Annotated in this window: 28 protein-coding genes and 2 pseudogenes; 11 read left to right on the plus strand and 19 right to left on the minus strand. The window is 67.4% G+C overall.

Going from position 1 to position 25,897, the window contains the following annotated elements:
* Nucleotides 1–906 carry a plasmid replication initiator TrfA gene (gene trfA, locus THSYN_RS29300; protein WP_100922654.1) on the plus strand — a complete coding sequence of 302 codons (906 nt, stop codon included), beginning with the start codon at nt 1–3 and terminating at the stop codon, nt 904–906.
* A 1,246-nt stretch (nt 907–2,152) separates the two neighbouring features.
* Here trfA and THSYN_RS29305 read toward each other — a convergent pair.
* The gene (locus THSYN_RS29305; protein ID WP_100922655.1) at nt 2,153–3,139 is read right to left on the minus strand and encodes a site-specific integrase; all 987 of its coding nucleotides are present in this window, start codon (nt 3,137–3,139) and stop codon (nt 2,153–2,155) included.
* Nucleotides 3,140–3,443: 304 nt separating this feature from the next.
* Here THSYN_RS29305 and THSYN_RS29310 point away from each other — a divergent pair, with 304 nt between their 5' ends.
* The 4 genes from THSYN_RS29310 to THSYN_RS29325 all read left to right on the plus strand — a co-directional run bounded on the left by THSYN_RS29310 (nt 3,444) and on the right by THSYN_RS29325 (nt 5,997).
* Nucleotides 3,444–4,484 carry a DNA-binding protein gene (locus THSYN_RS29310; RefSeq protein ID WP_100922656.1) on the plus strand — a complete coding sequence of 347 codons (1,041 nt, stop codon included), beginning with the start codon at nt 3,444–3,446 and terminating at the stop codon, nt 4,482–4,484.
* Nucleotides 4,485–4,532: 48 nt separating this feature from the next.
* Nucleotides 4,533–5,456, plus strand: a complete 924-nt coding sequence (locus tag THSYN_RS29315) for a carotenoid oxygenase family protein (protein WP_100922657.1) — start codon at nt 4,533–4,535, stop codon at nt 5,454–5,456.
* Entirely contained in the window at nt 5,431–5,637 is a 207-nt protein-coding gene (locus THSYN_RS29320) for a hypothetical protein (RefSeq protein ID WP_157818018.1), read from the plus strand. Before THSYN_RS29315 ends, THSYN_RS29320 begins: the two co-directional genes overlap by 26 nt.
* An 84-nt stretch (nt 5,638–5,721) precedes the next feature.
* Nucleotides 5,722–5,997, plus strand: coding sequence for a carotenoid oxygenase family protein (locus THSYN_RS29325; protein WP_100922659.1), 276 nt, complete (start codon nt 5,722–5,724; stop codon nt 5,995–5,997).
* A 124-nt stretch (nt 5,998–6,121) separates the two neighbouring features.
* Here the strand turns inward: THSYN_RS29325 and THSYN_RS29330 are convergent, their stop codons facing one another.
* From THSYN_RS29330 to THSYN_RS34465, 6 genes and pseudogenes are all read right to left on the minus strand, one after another.
* A complete protein-coding gene (locus THSYN_RS29330) occupies nt 6,122–7,126 on the minus strand; it encodes a DUF6081 family protein (RefSeq protein WP_100922660.1) in 1,005 nt (334 codons plus the stop codon).
* 314 nt (nt 7,127–7,440) lie between these two features.
* Nucleotides 7,441–9,003 carry a CapA family protein gene (locus tag THSYN_RS29335; RefSeq protein WP_100922661.1) on the minus strand — a complete coding sequence of 521 codons (1,563 nt, stop codon included), beginning with the start codon at nt 9,001–9,003 and terminating at the stop codon, nt 7,441–7,443.
* On the minus strand, nt 9,000–11,804 hold the full coding sequence (locus THSYN_RS29340; RefSeq protein WP_100922662.1) for a DUF3160 domain-containing protein: 2,805 nt from the start codon (nt 11,802–11,804) through the stop codon (nt 9,000–9,002). The genes THSYN_RS29335 and THSYN_RS29340 overlap by 4 nt, the downstream gene beginning before the upstream one ends.
* Nucleotides 11,805–11,833: 29 nt before the next feature.
* Nucleotides 11,834–12,979, minus strand: a complete 1,146-nt coding sequence (locus tag THSYN_RS29345; RefSeq protein ID WP_157818019.1) for a lysozyme inhibitor LprI family protein — start codon at nt 12,977–12,979, stop codon at nt 11,834–11,836.
* Nucleotides 12,980–13,225: 246 nt separating this feature from the next.
* Nucleotides 13,226–13,666, minus strand: a pseudogene (locus THSYN_RS29350) (tRNA(His) guanylyltransferase Thg1 family protein); the annotation flags it as partial.
* Between the two features lie 305 nt (nt 13,667–13,971).
* Nucleotides 13,972–14,121, minus strand: a complete 150-nt coding sequence (locus THSYN_RS34465; RefSeq protein WP_157818020.1) for a hypothetical protein — start codon at nt 14,119–14,121, stop codon at nt 13,972–13,974.
* Nucleotides 14,122–14,216: 95 nt separating this feature from the next.
* Between THSYN_RS34465 and THSYN_RS29355 the strand changes: the two genes are divergently transcribed.
* Together THSYN_RS29355 and THSYN_RS29360 are read left to right on the plus strand one after the other, a co-directional pair.
* Entirely contained in the window at nt 14,217–14,651 is a 435-nt protein-coding gene (locus THSYN_RS29355) for a YqaA family protein (RefSeq protein WP_172965399.1), read from the plus strand.
* A 43-nt stretch (nt 14,652–14,694) separates the two neighbouring features.
* Nucleotides 14,695–14,868 (plus strand): annotated as a pseudogene (locus THSYN_RS29360) (OsmC family protein); the annotation flags it as partial.
* Here THSYN_RS29360 and THSYN_RS36400 read toward each other — a convergent pair.
* The 4 genes from THSYN_RS36400 to THSYN_RS29375 are packed head-to-tail and all read right to left on the minus strand — an operon-like array spanning nt 14,821 to nt 16,280.
* Nucleotides 14,821–14,997, minus strand: a complete 177-nt coding sequence (locus THSYN_RS36400; protein WP_236849025.1) for a hypothetical protein — start codon at nt 14,995–14,997, stop codon at nt 14,821–14,823. The pseudogene THSYN_RS29360 and the gene THSYN_RS36400 overlap by 48 nt on opposite strands.
* Before the next feature lie 4 nt (nt 14,998–15,001).
* Nucleotides 15,002–15,511: a YkgJ family cysteine cluster protein gene (locus THSYN_RS29365; RefSeq protein ID WP_100922664.1), complete on the minus strand. Its 510-nt coding sequence runs from the start codon at nt 15,509–15,511 to the stop codon at nt 15,002–15,004.
* Nucleotides 15,512–15,522: 11 nt separating this feature from the next.
* Nucleotides 15,523–16,026, minus strand: a complete 504-nt coding sequence (locus THSYN_RS29370; protein WP_100922665.1) for a hypothetical protein — start codon at nt 16,024–16,026, stop codon at nt 15,523–15,525.
* Nucleotides 16,026–16,280, minus strand: a complete 255-nt coding sequence (locus THSYN_RS29375; protein ID WP_100922666.1) for a GNAT family protein — start codon at nt 16,278–16,280, stop codon at nt 16,026–16,028. Before THSYN_RS29375 ends, THSYN_RS29370 begins: the two co-directional genes overlap by 1 nt.
* Before the next feature lie 95 nt (nt 16,281–16,375).
* On the opposite strand from THSYN_RS29375, the gene THSYN_RS29380 reads away from it, so the two are divergent.
* The 3 genes from THSYN_RS29380 (at nt 16,376) to THSYN_RS29390 (ending at nt 18,774) form a co-directional block, all read left to right on the plus strand.
* Complete coding sequence (locus tag THSYN_RS29380) at nt 16,376–17,857, plus strand: ankyrin repeat domain-containing protein (protein WP_100922667.1); 1,482 nt, start codon at nt 16,376–16,378, stop codon at nt 17,855–17,857.
* Between the two features lie 102 nt (nt 17,858–17,959).
* Entirely contained in the window at nt 17,960–18,301 is a 342-nt protein-coding gene (locus tag THSYN_RS29385; RefSeq protein WP_100922668.1) for a hypothetical protein, read from the plus strand.
* 257 nt (nt 18,302–18,558) lie between these two features.
* A complete protein-coding gene (locus THSYN_RS29390) occupies nt 18,559–18,774 on the plus strand; it encodes a hypothetical protein (RefSeq protein WP_157818021.1) in 216 nt (71 codons plus the stop codon).
* 146 nt (nt 18,775–18,920) lie between these two features.
* On the opposite strand, the gene THSYN_RS29395 is transcribed toward THSYN_RS29390, so the two are convergent.
* From THSYN_RS29395 to THSYN_RS35055, 3 genes are all read right to left on the minus strand, one after another.
* A complete protein-coding gene (locus THSYN_RS29395; protein ID WP_100922670.1) occupies nt 18,921–19,649 on the minus strand; it encodes a glutathione S-transferase C-terminal domain-containing protein in 729 nt (242 codons plus the stop codon).
* Between the two features lie 114 nt (nt 19,650–19,763).
* Nucleotides 19,764–20,651: a 5-bromo-4-chloroindolyl phosphate hydrolysis family protein gene (locus tag THSYN_RS29400; RefSeq protein ID WP_100922671.1), complete on the minus strand. Its 888-nt coding sequence runs from the start codon at nt 20,649–20,651 to the stop codon at nt 19,764–19,766.
* A 12-nt stretch (nt 20,652–20,663) separates the two neighbouring features.
* On the minus strand, nt 20,664–20,807 hold the full coding sequence (locus THSYN_RS35055) for a hypothetical protein (RefSeq protein ID WP_172965400.1): 144 nt from the start codon (nt 20,805–20,807) through the stop codon (nt 20,664–20,666).
* Between the two features lie 32 nt (nt 20,808–20,839).
* Between THSYN_RS35055 and THSYN_RS29405 the strand changes: the two genes are divergently transcribed.
* A complete protein-coding gene (locus tag THSYN_RS29405) occupies nt 20,840–21,070 on the plus strand; it encodes a hypothetical protein (protein ID WP_157818022.1) in 231 nt (76 codons plus the stop codon).
* Between the two features lie 80 nt (nt 21,071–21,150).
* Here the strand turns inward: THSYN_RS29405 and THSYN_RS29410 are convergent, their stop codons facing one another.
* The 5 genes from THSYN_RS29410 to THSYN_RS29430 all read right to left on the minus strand — a co-directional run bounded on the left by THSYN_RS29410 (nt 21,151) and on the right by THSYN_RS29430 (nt 25,705).
* Nucleotides 21,151–21,822: a TIGR04282 family arsenosugar biosynthesis glycosyltransferase gene (locus THSYN_RS29410; protein WP_100922673.1), complete on the minus strand. Its 672-nt coding sequence runs from the start codon at nt 21,820–21,822 to the stop codon at nt 21,151–21,153.
* Between the two features lie 3 nt (nt 21,823–21,825).
* Nucleotides 21,826–22,791: an arsenosugar biosynthesis radical SAM (seleno)protein ArsS gene (arsS, locus tag THSYN_RS29415; RefSeq protein ID WP_100922674.1), complete on the minus strand. Its 966-nt coding sequence runs from the start codon at nt 22,789–22,791 to the stop codon at nt 21,826–21,828.
* A 41-nt stretch (nt 22,792–22,832) separates the two neighbouring features.
* The gene (locus THSYN_RS29420) at nt 22,833–23,738 is read right to left on the minus strand and encodes a sterol desaturase family protein (RefSeq protein ID WP_100922675.1); all 906 of its coding nucleotides are present in this window, start codon (nt 23,736–23,738) and stop codon (nt 22,833–22,835) included.
* The gene (locus THSYN_RS29425; RefSeq protein ID WP_236849026.1) at nt 23,735–24,451 is read right to left on the minus strand and encodes a TIGR04283 family arsenosugar biosynthesis glycosyltransferase; all 717 of its coding nucleotides are present in this window, start codon (nt 24,449–24,451) and stop codon (nt 23,735–23,737) included. The genes THSYN_RS29420 and THSYN_RS29425 overlap by 4 nt, the downstream gene beginning before the upstream one ends.
* A 315-nt stretch (nt 24,452–24,766) precedes the next feature.
* Nucleotides 24,767–25,705, minus strand: coding sequence for a nucleoside recognition family protein (locus THSYN_RS29430; protein ID WP_100922676.1), 939 nt, complete (start codon nt 25,703–25,705; stop codon nt 24,767–24,769).
* Nucleotides 25,706–25,897: the final 192 nt, after the last annotated feature.

The raw sequence follows: 25,897 nt of genomic DNA on the forward strand, positions 1-25,897 counted from the left end.
ATGCTTGCAGATCCAAGCACCCTCACCGACAGTGACGAACATTCCGGTTCGAGTCTCGCGGAAACGATGTCGCGTTTGGAACGTCGGCTCGCACAGCGGGCCCCTCAGAATTTTCCCAAAAGATCCCAGCCGACGATTGCTGAAACAAGTATCCTCCAACTACCGATCTGGCCCGAGCAGCGACGTGGGGTCCCCAACGACTTAGTTCGCGGAGCGCTGTTCACGGTCGGAAACGTCCGCATCAAGCGCAATTTTCTCAAGAACAGCTTAATCGCTACGCTGTCGGGTCTGGAGATCCGTTACACCGGGGAAGAACTCCGGCAAGACGATCAAGACGTCTTCCTGCAAATTGTCCATCTCGCCCGCTTGGTGCCACTAGGCGCCCCAGTTACTTTCACGGCGCACGCGATGCTCCAGAGTCTCAAGTGGCACCCGAACGTCCGCTCCTATACTCGCCTGCGCGACACGATCACAAGGCTCAAGGCCACGGGGCTGGAAGTTAGAGGTGACCAACGAGGGTATTCCGGATCCCTGATCAGAGATTTCTCTTGGAAGGACGACTCCACGGGCAACAACTCAAGGGTCTGGGGCGTCCGCCTGGAACCGGAGATTGCAGCACTTTTCAACCATGTCGCTTACAGCCAGATCGAGTGGGAACAGAGACTTGCCCTAGGCCACCTGGCCAAGTGGCTGCACTCCTTCTACCATACGCACCGGCGACCCGTGGCGATCAGGGTCGATACAATTCGCCGGTTATGCGGATCCGCCACGAAGGACCTGTCAAAGTTCCGACAACTGCTGCGCGATGCCCTCCAGGAACTTTGCGCAGTCACATTTCTAACCGACTACGCGATTAATCCAGAGAGAGATCTCGTCCGCGTGGTCCGCTCGACATCAACCGAGTAGGCGCCACCGACCCCCGTTGGGCTGGTTGCCAAATTCAGGGGCCGAAAGGGCAAGGAATTCGTGTCGTGAAGTAGACCGTCAGCACCCCGCGGTGCTCCCCCGGGCGCCCACCCTGGAACGACATCTCGCCCGCTCACGAGTTTTTTTGCCGAGTTCGTGCGGCAACCCAGCCGTTCTTCACCGCAACCTCTCGCTAACCCTAAAGTCTCGCTTCTCGCCAGATCCTTAGATCCTTACGCTGGTGCGCAGACTGCAACCGCCGCTCCTTCGGCCTACCCCACTGCACGACCAACCTCCGGAAAGCAGGCGGCTGGCCGGTGGCCGATCCTTTGTAGACAAGAGCGCTTGGCGTGAACTGACTCGCGCTCGTGCTCCGTCTCGACAAATCCTCCTGTTCGTAAGACTCACCGCGATCCGCGATCCGCGCTCGTGCAACGAGGTAGGACAAGCCGCCCAATCTTCGTGGGGCAAGGCTATTCTCGTCTCAGTCCAGATCCGGGAGCCGCGTTGTCGACCTCGTGCATCGAAGTAGGCAGTTCTCACCCCACCCTCGGTCTCCAGTCTCGTGCAATGAAGTAGCGGATGCGCAGTTGTCCCCGGGTCGCCTGTCAGCGCCGCAACCGCCAGCGGCACCCCGCTACCACGCCAGTCAAGGTCGGTAAGTGCTTACTCGTCTTCGAGGATCGTGTTCGCTGCTCCCCGATTTCCCACACCGTCCACACGCCGCCAACGCCCTCGGACTCGCTTGTGCGGCACCCAACACTCGTGCAATGAAGTCGCTGATTCGTGCAACGGAGTAGACCCATGCGTGCAACGAAGTAGGTGATCTCGTGCAAAGAGGTAGATTATTTCGTGCTTTGAGGTAGACAAAAGTCGATTTTTTGCATATTTTTTTTTATATTACATCATGTTACAGCGTTCTCGCGAAACCCTAATCTTTATCTTAATCTTCTTTTTAATCGTTTCTTAAGAAAGCTCTCTAACTTGTGTCGACTCCCCAGGGAGTTTCCGTGTCAGCCAAGTCCTGACTGGACATCGGTTAACTTCAAACTCGTGGAACCGGCAATTGCGGTCCCAGCCGAGGCCCAAATACTGTTGCGCACGGACGTTACGGCCTACCTGGGCCTGCGTGAGAAAGACCAGCCTCAGATGAGGGAGACGGTGCAGTGGTCGGCCTGTCGCGTGCTTGGTTCACGCGATGACGGCATCGCTGCGAGGCGGGGAAACTGCTGGTGTCGTGTCGGCGTCAGAGCAGACCCTCTCCGGCATGATCTTGGAACTCCGCACTGCGGCGCACGTAGACCATCACGGTTTTCGGGTCCTTGTGGCGGGAGACCTCCATCATCTTGAACAGACTCGCCTTGGCCAGCGCCGCCGAAGTCATGAAGCCGGCGCGCAGGCTATGGCCGGCGTAGTCGTCGGGATCGAGGCCGACGGCGCGCGCGCAGCGCTTGACCACCCCAGCGATGCTGTGAGCGCTGAGCGACTCCCCTGACACCACGTCGCCGCGGTACATGCGGCGAAAGACCGGCCCGTTGATGATGGCCGCGCCGGCAAGCCAGTCGCGCACCGCCCGCACCGGACAGTAGGCCTCGCCGCGGATGACCGGCACGATCTGCCCCAGCCCTTCGGCATCCGTTTTTGACTGACGGATATGCACCCGCAGCCCGCGCTGGGCCTCCTCGAGATCCTCCACGCGCAACGCCGCCAGTTCCGCCCGGCGCAACGCGCCGGCAAACCCGAGCGTGAGGAGGGCCCGATCACGCCGTCCCTGGTGCGTCGTGTTGTCCAGCGTATCGACCATCGCCCGCAACACCTCAGCGAGCGCCGGGGCCTTCTGCTGCGGCGCCGCGCCACGGGTGCGGGCAATACCGTGCAGGGTGCCGCGCACCAGTTCCGCGTTGGTCGGCGGCTCGTAGTCGCATAACCGGTGGGCGAGCCGGATCGCCGCGGCTCGACGGCGGATGGTGCTCACCTTGCGGCCCTGCTCGGCCTCCGCGGCGAGGTAGGCCGCCACCGTCTCTGGCGTGGCGGGCAGGGCGCACAAGCCGCGGGCATCACACCAAGCGGTATACAGTGTCCAATCAGACCGGTAGGCGCGGCGCGTCGCTGCGGCGTGCCGCGCGGCGAAGTAGTGCGCGAGGCGGGTCCGGTCAGCGTCGCCCAGGAGCGCGTCCGCGGTGACGGACGGCGCGCCGACGGGCCAGGGCAGGGGCGGGGCGTTGGCGGCCATGGTGGTGCGGTTCCTGGGTCAGCGGGCGGGGTGACGCGCAGCGTTGCGCGGCTGGGGTCCGCGTTGGCGTGGGCGCGGCGGGCTGCGGCATTCGCCATGGTAGTCCAAACGGCGTTAGCTAACGAGAAAGGGGATTATCGCAATCTATCAACAAAAAAGCAGCGTTTCTCACTGAAAAGCATATAACATACTCTCAGTGTTTTTCTCTCGTGACGCACGGCAGGCTACGCCAGGACCAGGCCGGGCAGGGCAGGGTGCCGCCCATGCTGAGCGACTGGGCAGTAACTCCAGGGTACGTAGACAGATGGCCAGCATCACGACAACCCGCGAGTCGGCCAAGACGGCGGCCCTGGCAATCCTGCGCCGCGGCGAACGCCCGACCGCGGAGAAGGTCCGCGCCGCGCTCGGTCACGGGGCCCAGCAGACCATCCTCAGCGCCCTTGATGAATTTTGGGCCGAACTGGGCGAGCGGCTGCGCGAGCCACGACTACCGACGGCGGTGGTCGACGCCGCCGCGGCCTTGTGGTCGCTGGCCCTGCAGGAGGGTGCGCAGCAGTGGGACACCGAGCGGGCCGCGGCCGCGACCCGGGTGGCGGAACTGGCGGCCCTGATCGACCAGTTGCGGGTGGAGCAGGCGGCGATGCTGACCCAGTGCGACCAGCACCAGGGCGAGAACCGACAACTGACGGCGCGCTTGGATGAGGCGACCTTGGCGCTCGGTGCCACCCGGCAGGAGGCGGCCGACTTGACGCATCGGGTGCAAGGCCTCGAAGCGGTCGCCGCGGCGTTACGCAGCGAACTCGCGGCGGAGCGCACCGGTCGCGCGGGCGATCAGGCAACCTGGCTCCAGCAGGTCGATGAAACCCGCCAACGGCTGAAGGCGGCCGAGGGGGCCTTGGCCAAGACCCAGCGGGCGTTGGACCAAATCCGGGACACCGAGGCGGCGCAACGCGCCGACTTGGCACGGACCAGCCAACGCGGTGCGGACCTGGAGCGACACCTCCAGGAGCAGGTGGCCGCCGTCGCCGACCTGCGCACGCGCATGGAGGACCAAGCCGCGCAGCAGCGGGAGCTGCAAGCCGCGCTGGCGACGGCGACGCACGAACGCGACCAAGCGGCCGGTGCCGCGGCCCAGGCCGACACCGAGTGCGCGACCCTGCGCGCCCGCTGCGCCTACCTCGAACAGGAGCGTCAGACCCATCTGGCACAGCTCGCCGCGGGCAGTGAGGCCTCGGTGGAGGCCGCCCGGGCGCTCCGGCGGGACCTTCAAGAGCTGCTCCGGCCGGTACTCGAACAACGCAATCCACCGACCGCGCCAGTGCCGGGGGCAGTGCCGACCCCGTGAGTGTCGCGGTCAGGGCACGCCAACCCATCCCGGAGCACCACCGATCCAATGACCGCCACCCTCTCCAGCGCCGACATGGTCGAGATCCTCGCCGCGGCCAATGGTACCGTCGCGCAGGAATATACCGACCACGATCTGGTGTGTACCCAGGGCGCGGTGCCCCCGGACTTGGACGGCACCCTGTACCGCAACGGGCCGGGCCGCCTGGAATGCGGCGGCCTGCCCTATGGCCACGCCTTCGACGGGGACGGCCACGTCCAGCGCCTGGCCTGCGCCGGGGGACGCGTGCGCTATACCAATCGCTTCGTGCGCACTCCGGACTTCGTTGCGGAAGAAGTGGCCGGCCGCCTGCTGTATCGCGGGTTCGGTACCAATCGGCCGGGCGGGGTGCTGGCCAATGCCCTGCGTCTACGATTCAAGAACACCGCCAACACCAATGTCATCTGGCATAGCGGTCAGCTCCTCGCCTTGTGGGAGGGCGGGCTGCCCTACCGCTTGGACCCCCGCAGCCTCGCGACGCTGGGGGCGGATGACTATGCCGGAAAGCTGCGCAATCCGTTCTCGCCCCTCGACCGCTGGCTGACCCCGGAACTACCCTTTTCCGCCCATCCACGCCGCGATGCGACCACCGGCGACCTGTTCAACTTCGGCGTCCTGCCCGGTGCCAGGCAAAACCGGCTGATCCTCTACCGCGTGGCCGCCGACGGCACCCTGGTCGAGCGCCGGGTCCAGGTACTGCCCCATTGCAGCTTCATCCACGACTTCGCCCTCACCCGCCGCTACCTCGTCTTCCTGGTGCCCCAGGCGGCCTACGATTTCACCCGGGTCCTGCTCGGGCTCAGGACCCTGGTGAGCTCACTGCGCGTCGCCGGGGAGCGGCCCCTGGAGGTGTTGCTGATCCCGCGCGACGGTGGACCCGCGCCACCTGGCGGCCGGTCCGGGGTTCGTGTTCCACATCGCCCAGGGCTATGACCGCGCCGATGGGACGCTGGAACTGGACCTGGTCCGCTACCCCGAATTCCCCCGGCTCGAGTGTCCCGCGTCAGTGTTCGCGCCCGACCGCCCGATCCTGGCCCCGAAGCTCGAGCGTCTGACCATCGACCCCGTGGCCGGTACCTGCCGCACCCGCCCCCTTGAGTCCGCGGATCGCTGAGCTGCCGCGGGTCGCACCGGGCGGTGACGGGCCGCGGCGCTACATTTTCAGTCTCGGTGCCCCGCCGTCAGGCCGCGCCCCTTTTTGACGTGCATCCAGCGGCTGGATACGCAGACCGGGGCGGACCTGGTCCAGGAGTTCCATCCCGACCTCCCGGGCGAGCCCATCCCGATCCCCGGCGGTCGCGACGAGGCCGCCTGGGTGCTGACCCTCGTCTACCGGGCGGCGGCCCGCCGCACGGACCTGGTGATGCTGCGCGGCGCCGACTTGGGTCTCCAGGCGGTCCTGCCCCTACCCCACGCGACCCCGCCCGGGTTTCATGGGAATTGGGTGGAGGCCGCGGTACTGGGGGGCTCCTGATCACCGCTCGGGCTCGCCGGGCACGGAACCGAGCGCCCCCGGCGTCTTCGGGTGAGGGCCGATGGTCCCGGCGGGAGCCGGGTTGCTACATCATGGCGCAGAGGTGCCGCGCGCAGCAGTCTTGTCATTTGGTCTTCCTGGTGACCCTAAAACTATCCCAGGTGCCGATCGCGCCTTGTCCGAACAACCGCTCAGACAGCGGGATCGACACGCTCAACTCAGGCGCCGCAGGATGCTGGTAAGGAAATGCGTCGAGCAGGCTGAACAGACCATGGCCGATGACGAACGAATTGAGGCGATCTTTCAACGGTTCCCCATCACCGGTGGAAGGCGCGTAGCCCGTATAGGACATCCCTTGCTTATCCAGTGGGATGCCGACATTGTCAACGCGGGTGAAGACCTGTCCGTTAAGGAAGTACTCGACGTACGATTCGTGCGGCCCGCGCGTGTAGCGAATGGCGACCTTGGCGGTTTTGCCGGGTTTGATCTTCGCTGTTTTGATGATCTGGGTGTAGGCGAGGTCGAGCGGGGTTCCCGGACTGGCCGTCACGACGGTGGGTAACCTTTCGATCAATGCGAATGCCGTGTCACCTGCGATGAACCAATCAAACAGCTGCCCCGTCTCGAAATTGATCATGTTGAGCACGACGCCGGCTTGCTGCCCCGGCAGCAGGGTCTGCTCGAACGGCTTGTCACACGGGTCACCAACATTGAGGTAGGATCCAGGAGGGCCATAGCAGCCGACGATGATGCGGCCGTCCTGCGTGCCAGGCGTCTGCGCAGTAATGTTGGCGGAGAATTCCAGTGAACCTGTCTCTGGTACCTCAAAGCTTTGCGTGCTGATCCCCAGGTATTTCAGATGGTCGAACACGCTGTAATCGGCGCCGACGTGGAAGGGCGCCGCGCTGACGGTCGTCCCGAACTTCGTGACGGAGCGCGTGCCGCCCGCGTTCAACTCCAGCGGGCCGTAGATGTTGGCCCACATCTGCTGATACTCGCTTTCGCCTTGCGCGTCGTATTTCACCACTTGGGTGCCCGGCGGGGCCGTCCCAGCCATGGTGCTGCCTGCCACGACCAGTAGTGCTGCCGCTGTCAACGCGACAAGACATCCGCGATCAGCGATGTTCATTGCAAACCTCACAATTTCAGTCAGCCCCCGCACGGCCCGCGAATGCGATGCACCGGACAGGAATACCGTATTCGCGCCGTTGTGTCCCGGTCTCACGATCGGTTTGGCGTTTGGTTCTGCCTGCATGGGCTTAGCGGCACCACTGTGCTAAAGCCTGAGCATATTAGTAGGAGAAACCAGAAATCGACCTAAGTCAAGACAAATTTTCAGCGGGAACTTGCCGGGCGATGGTGTCACCCGTGCGCCAGGCAAATATGGGGCTTGGACGTTGTGTACCTGTGGTCTTCGGGCTGTCCACTGATCCAGCCCGGCGGCTATCCGTCGCTGGGGTCACCGCCAGGGATCACTGGCGGCCCGGGTCCCTCGAGGGTCTCTATCCAGAGTTCGCGACAGCGTGCGAGTGCGGCCGCAGCGTCCCAGCCCGAGAAGCCGAAACCGTTCCAGCGATAGGCCGCGACCCGGGTGCGCGGCGTCGCGGGGTCCGGTACCAGAAAGGAGTCGCCGCGGTGCAGGGCGCACAGGACCCTGCTGTCGTCCGGCAAGAGCGCGGTGTCGAGCAGCGGCCAGGCGAGCGCGCTCCCGCGCCAGCGGGGGACCAGCCCCTGCGGCGAGATTGCATAAACGTAGGGGCGCGGGTCGTCCGCCAGGTCCAGCGACGACGGGTGTCGTTCCAGGGCCAGCAGCAGGGTCGGGCCCTGCGCTCCTGCAAGCCGGCCGGCATCCAGAGCCAGGAGTTCCAGCGGCCGGGTCTGCCACCGCGCGTGGCCCGACTCCAGGGCCGCGAGCGCGATCCGCGTGGGTGCGCCCGGCGTATCCGCGGCGACTGACACCGGCCGCAGCACCAGCCCCGCCACCCTGAAATCGGGGCCCAGGGCGACCGTACAGGCGTCGCGTGGCGCTCCCGTGGCAGGGCTCTGCGGCGACGCCTGGACCAACTGCGGGAAGGCGCTCCCGACCGGCGTCCGGGTGGCGATCAGGGTGCACCTCAGCCGCCCCTGCCCGATCCGGCAGTCGGCGAGTGCACCCTGCTTGGTGGCCGGGTATTTCTGATCGAAGACATGATTGCCGAGCGAATAGAATACCGGCTTGCCGTCCAGACATTCCGCCGGCTGGACCACATGGGGGTGGTGACCGACGATCAGGTCCGCGCCCTGACCGATCAGCCAGCGCGCCGCCCGGCGCTGTTCGATCGAGGGCCACTCCAGCAGTTCGCTGCCCCAATGCACAGAGACCACCACCAGGTTCGCCAGCCGGCGGGCCAGGCGCAGCCGCTGCGCGAGCAGCCGGGAGGGCAGGGCGAGGCGCCGGCCCTGGGCGTCCGGCACCATTGAGAAGGCCACCAGGCCCAGGGTCACGCCGCCCAGGCGCCGGAAGCGCGGCGATCCCTCAAAGTCGACGGCGTCCAATCCGGCCCGCGCCAGCGCCTCGCCGGTGGCCCGCAGCCCCGCTTCGCCCAGATCGCCCGCGTGGTTGTTGGCCAGCCCGAGGGTGCGAAAACCTGCCGCGCTCAGGCGCTGCACTGCGGTCTCGGGGATGGCGAAGCAGGGTCGGGGCTGGGGACTTGGCACACACTCGGTGGCGACACCCACCGCGCCCTCCAGGTTGCCCAGGACCCAATCGGCCTGGCGGAAGAGCGGCGGCCAGCGGTCCCAAGGGCCCTGGCCAGTGCGCTGCATCTCGGCCTGCACCTGGCGCGACAACAGGATATCTCCAGTGAAAAGGAGTTGAACTTCACCCGCAACCCCCGCCAGGCCCCGGCGGTCGGCCCCGGCCAGCCCTTCCCCGCAGCGGCCCCCGGGGGGCCACAGGAACAGGAACAGGAACAGGACGAGGATCCCCCTCCAGGCCCCTGGCCCCCATGCGTCCCAACTGATCAAAACGGGTCTCCGTCGGGCAGGCCGAGTCGCGACACGAAGGGGGCGATCCAGGCCGGATGCGCCTGGGTGCCGAGCATCTGTCGCCAGGCGGCGTCATCCAGGAGCCGCGGCGAGGCAAATTCGTAGAATGAGTAGACGGCCCCCTTGACCAGTTGCCGGCGCCCATAGAAGGGCACCACCTGATCCCATTCCATGGGGCGGCCGACCGCGGCCATCAGATAGGGACCATCACCCGCCACGTCGGCGATCTTGGGCATGGGGTCGGGGTTCGATAAGGCGAGTTCCTTGTTCGCCAGGCTCTTGAACACCAGGAAATGGTGCTCGGCGACTCTGGCCACATGATAGATCGCCTCATAGTCCGCGCCGCTCAGACCCTCGCCGCGGTCCTGCCGTTCGGCCATCGCCTTGAAGCGTCTGGCCTGGTCCGCGGTGTCGTGCAGCCGCCCCGAAACCGCCTGGCGCAGGGGCTCCAGTTCGCTCCCGTCCTCGGTGGCCATCTCGCCGCGCAAGAGGCCCGCGCTGTCGTCCACCAGGGCCTGGAGCAAGTCGAACAGGGTGGCGATCGCCTCGAAGGTCCGGGGGTCCGGCTCCACCGCCCCGCGCGGCGGGCTGAAAACGATGTTCTCGAAGCCGGACTCGCCGCCTTCTGCGGCCACCCGTTCGTTGACCAGCACGGTGGCATGACGCAGTGTCGCCCAGGAGGCCAGACCGGTCTGTAGCCGCTTCGCCTGCCACAGTGCCCCGTCACCCTGGTCGGGTGCCTTCAGGTCCCCCGCCCATTGCATCGCCAGGGCGTCGATCCAGCGGTTGTAGAGGTCGCCACCCGTCCCCGCGGCGTGGCGCTGCCCCAGCTCCGCGAGGACCGGGCGTAACCGCGGGTAGCGGTCCAGCTCGTTGCGCAGCAGGCTGCTCGCCAAGGGGCTGCCCAGGGCGGCGGCGAGGTCCAGCGCCGAGGGGAGGATGCGCGGACCCGCGGGACCGGTGATCTGCTCGGCTTCGGGCCAATCGGGGTGAAAGACGGTCGCGAGCAGCACCTCGTTGTCGAATCCCCAGGAGAGCGGGAACAGCGCCGCCTGGTCGGCCGGATGCCGGGCGTAGGCGGGCAGGGTGCCCCTGTCGCCCCAGACCAGGGGGGCGCGCGAGGGTGCGATGAAGGCGCGGTAAGGAGACACCCAGCGGGCCGCCGCCGCGCGCAGCGCCGACGGCAGGTCCTGCAGGGCCGCCACCGGGGCGCCCTTGGGGGCGAGCTTGGTGAGATAGGTGAAGGCCTTGAAATAGTTCTGGAACTCCGGGTCGGCGCTATAGTGCCCGCGCGGCAGCAATTCGCCATAGGTGAGCGGTATCCCCAGGGCCGGTGACTGCGCCACCCCCTGGGCACGCTGGATCAGGGCGACCTCGGGGTCCTGTGCACCGCTGGTGGGGTCGCGCAGCGCGGCCAAGGTGGCGAAGACCCGGGCCCAGGGCGAGGCGGGGGCAGCGGTCCGGAACTGCCGGTCGGCCGCCGCCACCAGATCCCAGAAGGCGGGGATCGACTGGTGCCGCTCAGTGGTGATGAAGAGCCCCTCGTAGGCGGCTGCCAGCAGTTCCCAAAAGATGTCCGTCGTCACCAGATAGGGACGTGCCGGGGTCGGCCCGCCCTCCTGATCGAGGGCATAGGACTCGCTCTCATAGAGGCTGTAGACCTGCTCCAGGTCCAGGTCGCGCAGCAGTCCGCCGCGGCGCTCGATCAGGTCGCGGTCCGCCGGCGCCTGCGCGAACAGCCAGGCGTTGGTTACATCCGCCAGCGGGACCGTGATCGGACAATAGACCAGGCGCAAGCCTGAGTCCGTGCGCTCGACCCCGACCAGGCCCCGGCCGTCGGGGACCGAGGAGGGCGTCCCGTCGAACCGGTGCCCCGCGCACTGCGGGCTCCGGCGCTGCCCCCGGTCGAGGATGACCGTCACCCCCGTGCTCCCGGGCTGCCACTGGATCAGCCCCAGCCCGTTCGGCGTGACGGTCACCGAGCCCCCGCGCAAGGAGTTGTCCAGGAGGTCCCGGGTGCCGGCCCAGTGGTCCCCGGCATAGGTGGCCACATGGAAGCGATGCCCCTGATCTTCCCACAACAGGAGATGGCCGCCGGGATGGAATCCCAGCGGCAGGGCCCAGTCGGCGGCGATCTCGCTCGGTGGACCGGCGGCGTCCGCAAACCGCGTGAAACCGCCCTTGGGTCCGATCGCCTGATAACCGCGCCGCCCGTCCTCGGTGATGGAGCGGATCGCGTAGCGTCCGTCGGCCCCCTTGAGCCCGAAGAAGAGGCGATAGGCCAGGACCGGGTTGCCGGCCCCGTCGCGGCCCGTCTCGAAGGGGCGGGGACCGACCATCAGGCGCCGGATCTTCTGCGGCGAGCGATAGATGGTCTCCAGCCGGCGGCTCTGCGGGTCGGCCGCGACCTGGGCGATGACCTGTTCGCCGCCCTGGGTCCCGGCCAGAAAGAGGCGCTCCCCGCGCGGGTGCCAGGCCAAAGCCCGCGCGGTGAAACCGTCGGGCAGGGGCCGGTCCGCGACCGGCCGGGTGCCGTCCAGGGTCCAGAAGCGCAGGACCTGACCGCCGCCAGCCCGCCGCACCAGGGCCGCAACCGTGGCACCAGCGGGTGAGACGTCGGTATCGATCACCGTCTCGTCCGCGTCCAGGGCCAGGCTGGTCTCGGCCGCAGGTGAGGGGCTGACGGCGAGTTGCGGCGGATCGAAGAGGTCCGTACCCGGTGCCGGCGGCCCGCCGAGCAGGGTGAGGACGATCAGGGCAATGAGGTGACGGGGTTTCATATGATGTCGCTCCAGGGTAAGGGGGCAGATCAACCCTTGAGGTCCGGACGTGATCCGCCCGTCAGCGAGCCCTCCAGCCGTTGCAGACGGGTTTCCAGGGTGTCCAATCGCTGCGTCGTCACAGTGCCGACAGACGTAAGGCTTCCCGCCGCCTCCAGGGCCGCGACCGCCCGCGCAACGACCTGCGCCTCCGACTCACCAGGACGCCGCAGGTGGTTCAGGCGTTCGCGGGTTTCGACATCCAGACGCAGCGCTGTGGTTCTTACCCGAGGCTGGCGTTGGCCGCCAAGGCCCCGCACAAGCGTAAGCAGACGCACGTAGGCGGGTTGGGTGGCGCCGGTTCGGGAGCGACTCAGCCAGGCGAACAAGCCCAGGGCCAGGGCTAGCGTGAACACCGCAACCGCGAGGCCATGCCCGTTACTCGTTGGGGACGCAGCCGAGGGTTCCGTGGTTGCCGGTGAGCGCAGTTCGGGTAGGGGCAGTTGCGGTATGGTCGATTCGGGCACGGATGTCGGCGGTCCGACGGCCGGCATGACGGTTTGCGCGGTTGCCGCAGGAACTGACTCAACGTCGAGGTTCGCGGGTGTCGGCGGGCGTGCGGTTGCCGGTGCAGTCGTCTGTGCCGATGGGGGGACGGCTGGCGCTGGAGAGACCGCAGGGGTGAGTGTCTCGGTCGGGGCCGCCAAGAGATCTTCCAACTGACCGATCCTCTCGGCGTAGACGGCGCGCAGGCAGTCAACGGTGTCGCAGGCCTCGCGTTGTTTCTTCAGCCAGGCCTTCTGCATCTGTTCAGGCGCCAGGCCGCGCGCCTGCAATTGCGCATAGAGAGCCCCCATTCTGAGGTCTTGGGCATGAACCTCAGGGGCCGCGCAGACGAGGTGCTCGACGACCGTTTTCGCCTGATTGCAGTTCCAAACGGCAACGGGTTTCCACGGGGCACGCGGTGGCGGCGGCCGGGTCGTCACTTGACTTTCGGTTGGCTCCTGCGCTTCGACACAACCATCTTTGTAGGCGTATAAGTTACCGCCGCCGTTCCTGGCACACCAGGCGTCGCCTGCCGGGTAGCGGCAGGCGCTCGCGGGGTTGTCAGTAGCAACACAGGTAGCGCCGACGAACCGCGCTAAGCCGGCGCAGAAAAGCGCCGCCGCACATTGGCTGATAACATTCCTTTTCATTGTGAAATCCGCAAGTTTTGAGTCTATTCCAAGGTGCGTGGCGGTTCAGGCGCCTGGGGTGGCAGCCGGGGCAGGGGAGGGGAGACGCTGGTCGTTTCAGTCATCGTCGTCCTCAGCGCGGGTGCAAGCGTGATCCGCAGCCCGGTCACGGGCGGTCTCGGTACTGGTCCGGTCAGCGGTGCCGCGGCGCGCCGGCGCCTCCACGAGAAAGCAGTGGCCTTCCAGCAGGCGGCCAAGCGCCCGCTCGTAGTCCTCCTTCCAGGGTAACTGTTCGTCGGTGTGCAGTTCCCGCCGCGTGGTCAGGGTGACTTCCCCGGTGAGGGGATTGCGTCCGACCCGCTCGCGTTCGACCCAGTAGACGGCGAAGCCGCGTTTCTGCCAGGTCGGGAGCGCATCGAAGTTGACTCCGTGCTGGAACAGCAACTCATGCAACAGCAGCGAGATCTCGTCGCTTTCGCTGTAGGCGAGGAGGACGTTGAAGCCGCAGGTCATCAGGTGCCGACAGGCGGCGGCCATCAGGTCGCGAAAGCCGGGGTCGAAGGGCGCCTCGAACTGACAAACCTCCTTGGTCAAGCGGGTGAAACCACGGCCGTCGAGGCGGGCCACGATCTGGAATCCCGGCGGGACCGGGTGGTCCAGGGCCGCCTCGAACTGGCGCATACGCGCCTCCAGGTCGGTGCTACGCATGGTTCGCCTCGCGAATGGTGAAGGCCCCGTCGGCGCCCCAGACGTCGAACAGGGGTTGATCCGCAGATGGGTGTCCACGAACCGCTCCTTGAAGAAGGTGGACTTGCCGGCGGCCTGAATGCCGGAGAACAGGACCATTTCCATCGTGCCTCCGCTGATCAATCGTGGGTGGACCGGCTGGCTCACCCCTTCGGACCCCAATGGCCGTGCCGACGGGCGCCAGACGCGCCCTCGCGCCGCACGCCTGGACGATCCAGTCGCTCACGTTGGACACGCCGCTCGTGGGGACGTGCGCTTGCGCGGGCTCATCCTAAAGCATCCTGACGGCGCCAGCCGCAGAGGGCGTCGCGCGGGATGTCGGTCTCCTTCACCAACTGCGCCACGCTGACGTTGCGGGGCGGCAGCAGCTTCGCCACGATGCTGTCTTTGGACTCGTCCGAAGAGGTTGTCAACATGCGTCGCCTTGTTCATGATCCCGCGATGCTTGCGCGGCCCCAGGTCGGTGATGCCCTATCCTCACACAAGTCCTCCCAGGGAGAAGCAACTTCTGATGTCCTCGGCTTATGTGGGGCTCTTCCTTGCGGCCTTCGGGGCTGCCACCTTGCTACCGTTGCAATCCGAAGCGGTCATGGTTGGGCTGCTGCTGCTGCGAGACCATCCGCCTTGGGCGCTCGTGACAGCGGCGAGTGTCGGTAATGTACTGGGCTCGGTGGTGAACTGGCTGCTCGGGCGCGCGCTCGCGCGGGGGCGCGCCAGGACCTGGTTGCCGGTGGGCGCGCAGCGGTTGGCAGCAGCGCGGCGCGGCTACCACCGATACGGTCGGTGGTCATTGCTGCTGAGTTGGATGCCGGTCATCGGCGATCCGCTGACCCTGGTGGCCGGCGTGCTGGGCGAACCGCTGTGGCGCTTCGTGCTGATCGTGTCGTTGGCGAAGTTGGGACGCTACGTGGTGATCGCCGCCGTCACGTTGGGCATCGTTGCGTAATGCTCGACCGGCCGAAGCGCGGTAGCAAATCCCAGACCCTGACCCAGCCACCGGCGGCAGCGGGCAAGCGGCCTGTTCCGGCGACATGCTGCTCGAGGCCTTGGTGGCCTGTGCGGGCGTGACCCTGAACGCGGTTGCCACGGCGCTTGGCATTGAGTTGCGAGACGCCTCACTGCTGGCCGAAGGCGATCTGGACTTTCGCGGGACGCTCGGGCTGCCGGCTGACCGCCTTGATCTCCGATACCGCCTCCTTCAGGCGTTGGGCGGCCAGACTGGAACCGCGCCAACTGAAGCCGCGGGCGCGCAACCGCGGGCGAAAGGCCCAGGGGTAACTGGGGCGCTTCATGTGGTCAGGGTGCCGGTGACGGCGGCTCGAACCACTCGGTCAATGCACGGGGCTCGCCCAGGTCGGCGAGTTGGCGATCGATGGCAGCGTGGTTGCCCCACACCACGTCTGCCAAGGCGCCGCCGGCGACGCGGGCTTCGAGGTCATGGCAATAGAGCCCCAGGTGACGCTGTACATAGAAGCCGTAGGTGCGGCAGGCCACCGGGCGCTGGGCATAGACCAGACAGGCGTTGGACGTCCGGTCCAGGAGCGGGCAGACAACAGGTCGTGACCGCTGGCCGACCAAGGCCGCCAGGTTCCGGCGGATCTCCCGCAACGGTTGCGGCGCGAGCGCGGCGAGGCCCGCGCGCAGCAGGTCCCATTCCGCTGCCGTGAGTTGGGGTACGTCGGCGAGCGCCCGGCAACAACTGGCGCAGCCTTTGCCGCACGGCCAGTCGGGATGCTCCCCCCGGATCTTTCGCACACGCGCGTCGATCTCGTCATGGAGTCGGGCCAACGGCCAGGGAGGGAACATCAGCCACCCGGCTATTTGAGTTTGATATCTTCGCGTTTCGCGTCCGCCATGGCCTCCGGTTCGAGATCCTCGGCGTAACGATTCAGGCGGACGAAGAGTCCCCAGCCGGCGAGCAGCACCCCGGCCGCGACGACGATGCTCGCGGCATAGAGCAAGTGTCCCGGGTCCTCGTGCGCTGCCTTGAAGGTTGCAACCAGGCCTTCGATGGTCAGCGCCACCACGACGACCACCAGAAAGCGCGATAGAAAACGTCGCACGCGGGTCGGCCCGCTGATGTGCGCGTCGCGCATGACCTCTTCTTCGGCAATGGTCTGTGCGATCTGCAGCGCCACCACCGCCGCCGCCAGCAAACCCACGGCCTCGATAACCGCTTGCGCGGCACCGCGATCCAGCCCCCCCATCACGGCGAGCCAGCCTGTTTTGGCGGCGATCACGATGAGCGCGAGGGCCGCGCAGGCAAAGAGAATGGCCATGCATCCGTGGACGATCGAAAACGCGCGCCGCAGGGTCTTCATCAGGTCATCATGACACAGCAACGAGAGGATATGGGTCTTGCCTGAGTATGGACTATCTGGAATCGGCTTCGGTTGGTCTGTCCGAGCCGCAGCCGGATATAGTGCTCGGCCATGGGCGCCGAGAAGGGGTGCGGGACCGAGATCACGGTGTCGGCGACCTCGCGTCGACCGGCCGCGGTCTGGAGACCGGCGCAGTCGCTCAGAGCCAGGGGGCGCAGAACGAGCCGCGCGGTGGTAATCTCCTTTTCGGGCATGGTCTTGAGTCCGCAGATGCAGGCGACTGAACAAAGCGCGATGATAGCCGCGGGCGGCCGGCGCGGGAATCCGGGTCGCGCTCGGCGCGGCACCGTTGGCCCCGCGGGCTGTCCCCGACCCCGACGCGCTGCCCCGCGCCGTGGCGCGCGGCAACTTGGAGGAGACGGCCGCGCTGCTCGGGCTGGGCGCCGACACCGACGGCCGGCTCGGCGGGCGCACCGCCCTGATGATCGCCGCGGAGCGCGGTCGGCGCGACCTCGTAGACCGGCTGATCGTCGGCGGCGCCCGGGTCGAGGCCGAGACCGAGCGCGGGGAAACCGCCCTGATCTTCGCTGTGCGGGGCGGGCACCGCGCGGCCGCCCAAGCCCTGCTCGCCCACGGTGCCGATGCCAATACCGTTGACCTGACCACCGATGTCTTGGGGCGGCCGGTGCAGTCGGGGAAGGGCGAGCGGTTGCAGGCGCCGTTGCGGGTTGACCTGACCACCGATGTCTTGAGGCGGCCGGTGCCGCCGCCGTCCCCGCGCTCTGCTCCCGCTCCGACTGCCACTGCCGCCGCCCCGAACGGGGCCGCGGGCACCCGGCGTCCCCAGCCGCCACCCGTGGGCCGCCCGGTGCTGCGCATCGCCGTGGACAATGGCGATGTCGCGCTGGCCTCGGCGCTGCTCGCGCATGGCGCCGCGGTCAAGACCCCCAGCGCCGGGAGCCGCCCGATCCTGGCCGCCGCGCTGGCGCACGACGACAGTGCCATGGCACTGGCCCTGTTGAAGCAGGGCGCCGGTCTCACACCGGAGCGTGATACCGCCTGGACCGCCCGGGTACTGCCCGCGCCGCCGCGGGCCGAGCGGTTGTTGCCGCCGCCCGCGTTGCCGCCCGGGGTCCCGGTCGTCCTGCCGCCGGGTGTCGGGGACCTGCCCGCCCCGGACCTGTCGGCGACCGTCACGAAGACCGCCTGGACCCCGCTGATGGCCGTGGCGACCTGCTGCGACGCCGCGGTGGTCAAGGCCCTGCTCGCCAAGGGCGCGAACGCCGATTGCCGCACCCGGGGTGATGAACCAGCGCTCTGTGTTCGAGACAGCGGTTTGCCGCGCGTTCCCTCGTCGTCTGATCGCTGCACGCCGGGCCGGGATTGGACCCCCCTGCGCGCCGCCGCGTCCCTGGGCCACCTCGGGGTGGTGCGCGTCCTGGCCGCCCATGGGGTCGATGTCAATGCCAAGGGTGCAGACGGGGTCACGGTCCTGACGGCAGCCCTGGAAGGCAAACACCTGGGGACGGCCAGGCTGCTGCTCGACCAGGGCACCCCCAATGCCGGGAGGGAGGTCGGGCGAGGTACCGGGGTGATCGCTGGGGTGGCCGCCGGGCCGGCCGGCGCCGCCGCGTTGTTCGAGGCCGCGCAGCGCGGCGAGGTCGAGCTGGCCCGGGGCGCCGCTATCAATGCCCGGGACCCTCGCGGACGCATCGCCTGTCCGTCGCCGGCGACCGGCATCAGAACGCGCTCTCGATCCGGCCCGGACCGACCGCGGGGCCGCCGACGCCCCCGGGGCCCTGAGCATCGCCGCCGCCCTGGGGCACTGTGAGTTGGCGGCGCTGCTGCCGGCCCGGGGGCGCGGGTCGATGCCCGCAACGCCGACGGCTGGACGGTCCTGACCTAAGCGGTCCAATACGGTCATCCCGAGGCCGTGCCACTGCTGCTGGAGCAGAGTGCCGAACCCGCCGTGCTGGCCCGGATCATGCCGCCAGGCACCCATGTGCGACTGATGCTCGCTGCCCTGCTGCCCTTTGCCGCCTGTGGTCTGCAATGGCTGCTGTGGGGCTACATCGCCCCTATGCCTGGCTCCTGTTTTTCCCGGCGGCCGGTTCGACCTGTCTTTCGCCGCGACGCCCGAGTCTGCCGCTGGGAGTCCGTTGCCATGAGCGACGCGGCCGAACCAAGGGCGGCGATGCCGCTCAAGACCTTCCTGCGCCGCCTGATCTGGATCCTGCCGGTGTTGCTGCCGGCGGCGTGGCTGGCCTACGGATGAACTCTCCCAGCCAGCGCGAGCCGCCGGCTTTCATCAGTCGGGTGGTATCTCAAGGCGCTGCGCGGCGATCCAGTGTCCGGCGTGGGTCAGCGAACAGACTGCCGCGCGATGTCTGGCCTATCATATCGAATCCATGAATTACAGAGAGCCAAGCAATGAGACCTAACACCGCTAAGACTCCGCTTCCCAGCGACAATCGGCGTCGCGCCGTACGCCACGCATTGCGCTATCCGGTCTTGCTGGCTGACTGCGACGCAATGACCCGCAACATCAGTGGTTCGGGCGCGTATTTCGAGACGGATCGCCGGATGGTGGTGGATCAACCAATCAGCTTTGCCCTTGTGTTACCTGCCGCCCCCCCCGACGCTGCCGCCAAGCCCTATCCCTGGCGCGAGGGGCGTGTCGTGGATGGGCGAGTCGTGCGGGTAGATACGGGCGAGACGGGGCAGGAGGGTATTTGCGTCGCTTTTTAGCACTGTCCATGCCGGGCGTTGCGCGGGAGGCGCCGGCTCCCCGCGTTACGCAGAGGTTCGTTTGCGCAACCGCCATAGCGTATGGAATGCCCGAATTCTACGGTGCCCCGACGTGGCGGCTGATGGCACACGTGTTGGGTCAACCCCTAAATGGCGGCTCTGTCGCCCAGGCAATCAATTCTGGGGACGCCTACGACCGCATGGATGTCACGGCAGTGGCGGACGAGAGTTTCATGCTCATCGACGAATCGCTTTAAGGGTGTCGCGATTTCGTAGAAATGGATGTTGGCAATGAATCCATAGATGTTGGCGTCGATGCTGGTGGGCGTGTCGCCATGTACGTAGCCATGGGTCGGAATAAGATCGCCGAGCACCCCCAGGTCGGCAAGTCCGCGCGCTATCGCGTCATCGGGTTCGTAACGGCCGATGCCCTGAAAGTAGTAGCGCTGGCGGTTGAATTCCTTGGCCTTGAGCAGATCTTCGTCGGTCAGGCTCGGGTGTTCGCGTTTCAGTGCCGAGCTGAAGGCGGGCCAGTATCGCTCGTCCTGCCAGCGTGAATACGACATAACCCAGTAAAGATCATCCAGCATGCGGGTAATCAGCAGGTTCATGTTGCGCTGCGAGCGGGTGAGCGCGGCATCGATGGTCAGGCCATGCGTGCGGATGAGATGGGCGATGATGGTTTCGCTGTCTCCAACCGCCTCGCCGTCATCGACGATGTAGGGGAGTTGGCCGCGCGGCGCCGGCGATGAGTCGAAGATGTGTGCCTGCTCGAATGGCAGTCCGGCCAGCCGCAGGAATGCGTAAACCTTCAGCCCATAGGGATTGTTATCGGCCACACCGAACAGCGACGGGAAAGAATAAAGCGTCAGCATCGGGCATTCTCCGTTGTAGACTTCACCAGCCCCGCTCGCTGAGCCGTCGCGTGCGCCGCCTGCGCGGTGCCTCCCCGCCGCGGTACCGACGGGCCGCCAGCCGCGTCTGCTCCATCAAATGATCCCTTCGCGTTTGAGCTGTTGGGTCAGCACCTCGATTTTTACGTCAAGTTGCTCCACGTCGCTTTCCAACAACGTCTGCTGCTGTTCCCGGAAGACGTCCTCGACCGTGATCAGCGCGTGGCGGAAACGTTCATCGAGCTCCGGCGCGCTGATTCGATTGTGGGTTTTCGCATAGTCCTCGACGACGTTCTGGACCCCGTCGAGATAGATGTTGAGGAATTTGCGCGCCCGGCGCAGCTCACGCGGGTCTTCCTCCAGTCGGTCGAGGATCGCTCGCGCAAGTGCGATGATGCGCCGCAGCCGCGTGCCCAACTCGGGCTGACGGATGTCGCGGCTGGCCTGCTCGATGGCGGCGAGCGCGCGCTCGGCTTGTGCCAGCATGGTCAGCGCTTGTTCGCCGATGCCGGTGTGCAAGTCTCTGCCGGTGTGCAGGTCGAAGCCGTAGGTGAGATAGCAGCCGAGCAGGGCGACGAGTGCGAAGGCGGCGGCAATGGCGGGGGGGTGACCGACCCCGAGCCAGGCGGTCGTGCCGGTGGCGAGGCCGATGAGCGCGCTGCCCAGCGTCTTGACCGGCCACTGCCCGCCGGCGAGCCCCCCGGCGCGCAACAGTCCGCGCCGCACCAGCAGTGCGCCGCCCAAGAATAGGGCGTAGGCGATGGCGTTGCCGAGGAACGGCGCCAGTTGTCCCCGCGCCAATGACACCGCGGCGGCAACCGGAAGCGGGAGCGGTACCAGGAACAGCAGCAGTCCCGCGACGGATGACGGCCGGGTGGCGCCGAAGCGGGGTGCCCATCCGTGGTTGCGCACCCGTTTCCACAGCAGCCTCAACAGGGCGGCGGTGATCAGGGCGACAGCAGCGAGCAGCAACAGGCGCGGCATGGCGTGGCTCTTTTAGCCCGGGGCAACGACAGGGGCACGCGCGTTGGCGGCCGCGGCGGGGGATGCGCAGGAAACCAGCAGCGACTGCCAGGCAGCGACGCCGATGGCGCTGAGAATCAGCAGGATGCCGACAACCCTGCGCAGGCGCTCGGGCATGGATACAGCACTCCAGGGCAATGGTCAGGTTCATGGACGATGCTGCTGTCGCGGCGACCGCATCGACGTTCGCAGAGGAATCGGACAATAATACACGACAAGCGGATAACGTGGCCGTGCTGCTTGCGGAACTTGTCGGCGTTCGGCGATCGGCCAGTTTCAACCAGGATAAGCCGGGATGCCGGGCCTTGATCATTGTTCCGGCCGGTGGCCGCCTTCTGGAGTCCAAGGCTTCAGCCTTGGTCTTGTACATCCAAGGCTGAAGCCTTGGACTCCGACCCGGGGTGGTCGGAACGATGATCAAGGCCGGATGTCGGGCACGGATGGCTCCGCGGGCGCTTGGCTAAGCAGGCGGGGGCAGGCCGAGCGCCGCGGGCAGAGAGACCAGATCCTCGGGACGGTCGATATCACGCAGGCACTCCAGACGGGACCAGCGCCAGCCGAGTGCGTCGAGCCGCTGTCCCGTGAGCTCGGCGACCCGGTCGCTGCCCCAGGGCATCCGCTCGAAGAGCGAGTCATCGACGCGGCGCAAACCCAGCAGGACATAGCCGCCGTCCAGTGCCGGGCCCAGGACGGCGTCTTGCTGCCCCAGTGCGGTGAGCGCCGCGCCGAGATAGTCCGGCGAGAGCTCGGGGCAGTCGCTGCCGACCAGGATGACGGCCGCGGCGCGCGTCAGGGCCGCGCGGGCGGCGTGCGCCAGGCGCATGCCCAGGTCCTGGCCCTCCTGGACATGGAGGTCGAGCGGCCAGCGCGCTGCCAGCCCAACGAAACAGGGGTGATCTGCATCGGGAGTGACCCACAGCTCGACCCTTGCCAGCCCCGCGGCGCAGAGCCGTCCGACGGTGTCCTCCAGCAGCCGCCGATGCAGGCGGGCCGCACCCTGCGCACCCAGCGCGGGGATGAGGCGGGTCTTGGCCGCGCCGGCCACGGGTGCGCGCCCGAAGACGAGGATGCGGGCGTCCAGTGCGCAACCGTGCGCCGGGGTCTGGCGCTGACCTTGCCGCTGGGCTGGCATGACTCAGCCGGCCAGCGCGCCCGAGCAACTCGATCCCTGTCCGGCGGTGCAGCCATAGCAGTGGTCCGCCACCTGGATCGGCAGCCCCGGCAGGCGCGCCACATCAAGGTCGCGCAGGTGCAGGCGTGAGCGGGTGCCGACGTGGAGCGGGAGGTCGAGCATCTGATTGAAGTCGCAGTCGTAGACGAAACCCCGCCAGTCGATGCTGATCAGGTCGCGGCACATGACCGAGCCCAGGTTATCGGCGCGATGGGCTGATTTCAGCAGTTGCAGATAGGCGTCGAACCGGCCCGTGGAGATCAGGGTGCTGCCGAAGCGCTGGATCGGCATATTGGCCAGGGTATAGAGGCGGTCGAACCGGATGCCGTATTCCTCGGCCAGCCGCGCCCGATAGGCCGTCTCCAGGCCCGTCTGTGCGGGCGGCAGCACCGGGCCCTGGGGGTTGTAGACCAGGCTCAGCACCAGCAAGGAATCGCTGCTGCCGTAACCCAGGGCGTTGAGCCGTCGCAGGCCGGCGATGCTGGCGTCGAACACCCCCTTGCCGCGCTGCGCCTCGACCTCGTCGCGCAGGTAGCCGGGCAGCGAGGCGATGATCTCGACGCCCGCGGCGGCCAGGAATTCCGCCAGGTCCTCCTGGCCGGGTTCAGCGAGGATGGTGAGATTGCAGCGGTCGATGACGCGCACCCCCAGGGCGCGTGCCCTGGTCACGAGGTCGCGAAAGTCCGGGTGCAGCTCGGGCGCGCCGCCGGTGAGATCCAGGGTCTCGATGCCGCCGCGTGCCAGTACCGCCAGGATGGTGTCGATGGTGTCCCGGTCCATGCGCTCGGTGCGGTTCGGCCCCGCCGCGACATGGCAATGCAGACAGGACAGATTGCAGCGGTAGCCCAGATTGGCCTGCAGGGTCTTGAGGTCGCCGCGACGGAGCGCGGGAAAGTCGCTGTCGCGCAAGCGCGGGAGTGTGGCATGCATGATCGATTGGCCTGGCTCAACTGGTATGGAGGTTTCACTGGTTATGCGCGGGCCGACTGCGCGCGACCGATAGTGCGCACGAGTCCCATCAGCTCATCCAGGTCGCGGCAGGCCTGCAGGCGCTGGGCGTCGATGCACAGGGCCGGTGCGGCCCTGGTCCCAGGCGGCGGTCCCGGCGGCAACTCCGCCAAAAAGGGGATGGCAAGCAGCCGCAGCGGACGCTGCCAGGCGTCGCCCGCGAAGCGGCCGATGCCGAAACGGATCGCCTGGGTGTCCTCGCGCAACCGCAGCGATCCGAATAGCCGGTCCCAGAAGGAGAAGATGGTGCCGTAATTGGAATCCGTCTCGATCCGGATCGCCGAGTGGTGCACGCGGTGCATGGAGGGCGGGACGATGAGCCGCCGCAGCCCCCGCTCGATGTGCACCGGCACGGCCAGATTGCTGTGATGCAAGAGGATCACGGCGACCATGACGGCCTTGTAGAATACGAAGGTCTCAAGGCTCATGCCGAGGGCGACGATCACGGGCAGGTTCGCCAGGCCCGACAGCAGGATCTCGCCGGGATGAAAGCGCAGCGCTGTGGTGCAGTCCATGGCGGGGTCCGTGTGATGAACACGGTGGAAGCGCCACAGGAAGGGTATCCGGTGATTGGCGCGGTGCCAGGTATACATCCAGAGATCAAAGAGCAGCAAGCTGATCAGGGCGCCGCCGAGCCCGCCGGGGTCGAGGCGCGCGCACAGCCCCCAACCCTGCTCGCTGCCGAGACGCAAGGCCCAAAGCAGGAGCGGTGCCAGCGCCGCACCGACCACGCCGCTGGCGATGGCCAGAGCAAGATTGCGGGCGCCATGGACATAGCGCCGGTCGCGGGCCTGGTAATAGGGCTGGACACCCTCGGCCACAAAGAGCCCCGCCAAGACGGCGAGGCCGACCCACAGGTCGAGCGTCATGCCGCATCACCCCGCGGGAGCGCGCCGCGTTGCCGTTCATAGATGGCCGCGAGGCGCGCGGGCGGGGCGCCAAGCAGGAAGCGCGCGAGCAAGAGGCCGTTGGCCAACTGCTGTCGCGCCGGCCCGTTGGCCAGAAAGCGGCTGGCCGAGGTGGTCACCGCGCTCGGCAGCTTGGCGATGCGGCTGCACTGGTGGCTGCACTGGCGCACGCGGCGGGCCAGTTCCACGTCCTCGAACAGCGGCCAGTCGGGGAAGCCGCCGACGGCATCGAAGAGGTCGCGCCGGATGGTCATGGCCTGATCGCCGAAGGTCGTCAGCCGCGACTCGAAACGCGAGCCCCAGGCATAGGCATTGAGCAGCCAGTGGCGCCGGTCGAAGGCGAGCCGGAAGCAGGCCATCCCGATGCCGGGGTCGCGAAAGGCGGCCGCGAGGACCATCGCGGCATCGCGGGGCAGGTCCGTGTCGTCGTGCAGGAACATCAGCAGCTCGCCCGCGGCGGCGCGGGCCCCGCCGTTGCACTGGGTCCCACGACCGCGCGGTGCCCTGACCAGTTGCCAGCCCTCAGGCAGCGGCGGCGCCGCGCGCGCAACCAGGTCGTCGGGCTCGCAGACAATGATCTGCGCACCGGGAAGACACGCGGCGGTCCGAGCGCAGCGCTCGCGCAGCGCCATGCCCAGGCCCCGGGTCGGGACGACGACGGAGACTGGCCGCATCGGTGAACTATCTCTAAAGTGAAGGTCCTAAGCTGCCTAGGTGGGTGCGCCGGGAGTTGCTGAAAACCCCCAGTATCCCAGTCCTTCGGCTCGGCGCTGCGCCTCCGGCGCTGCTCGCGTCCTGACCGGGCCTGGTCAAGTGCCCAGGTGCGAAGGCGCTTGAAGACACCGCGCGCCATTGCGAATGGGGGTACGACATCATGTGCGACGGGCGGATACGGGGTCTGGCCATCGTCGGAACGATGATGCTGCGCTGACCCTGTGTGGAAGCAACGGCGCTCGCTGGGAAATGGCCTGGGTGCGAGGCCCCGCCCCTCAGGTCCAGGTGAGATGGCCGAGGGTGCGCAGCGCGATCCCAATGCAGGCGCCCAGGGCCGCCGGCTTCCAGACCGCGGCGACCCGGCGACCGGCCGCGATCAGCACGGCGACGCCGACCAGGTCCAAGGGCGAAATCAGAAAGTCGGCGCTGGCGTTCAGGAGTTCGACGCTGAGCTGGCCGGCGCGGCGCAGGTCGTCCACGACCCCCATCATCGCCGTGCCGCCGGCCAGGTATTTGGTCAGGCTGGGCAGGACCAGTACCGGGTCGATCCCGGCCGGCCCCAGGAGCGGTGCCAAGGCCGCGGTGATCAGGTCGATGACGCCGAAGCGCTTCAGGGCAGTGACCGCGACCAGCGACAGCACCAGCATGGGGATGGCACCGATGGCGATCTTGAACGCCTCGGCGCCGGCGCGGTTGATGACGTCGAGCACTCCCTTGGCGTTGTCGGCGACGGGGTGATGCAGGGTTTCGTCCAGCGTCGCCTCGGCGCACGACAGCCGCCGGCCGAAGAGATAATAGGTCGCCGCCGCCGCGGTCAGGCCGCCCAGCAGCGAAAAGACCAAGGTGGGGCCGAACGCGAGGCCCATCGTCAGCATCGGGAACACGACATTGGCCTGCGCCATGGCGAAGACCATGGCCAGGGTGGCGGCCAGGTGGCGGTCCGAGGTGCCGCGCTGCTCCATCATGGTCAGGGTCGCCAGCGGGGCGGCGAAGCTGACAAAATTGATCTGCAGGGCGGCAAAGACGCCGAGCCCGGTGAGTCCGAAGGGGCGCAGCGCCGGCGTCAGCCGGGCGACGAGCCAGTCCAGCGCCCCGCGCGCCTCCAGGAGGCGCATCAAGGACAGCATGACCACCATCACCGGCAGCAGGACGAACAGGGAAAGATCGACCGCGGTCCGGCCGGCCTTGAGAATGATGTCGATCAGGATGTCCATTGAAATCTCGGTAGGCTGTACATCATCTCCGGGGCTCCTGACTCATGGATGCCGCAGCGCGCAGCGCCGCCTTCGGGTCGCGCCGTCTCGCTGCGGCGGCCCGTCACCCTCAGCCGACGGTAGGGTAAACGTTTTGGTCGCAGAACAGCAATTTCGGCAGGGGCTTGAACTGTTGCGATTAAAATTGTACAT

Source organism: Candidatus Thiodictyon syntrophicum, assembly GCF_002813775.1.
In the GTDB taxonomy this organism is placed as follows: Bacteria; Pseudomonadota; Gammaproteobacteria; order Chromatiales; family Chromatiaceae; genus Thiodictyon; species Thiodictyon syntrophicum.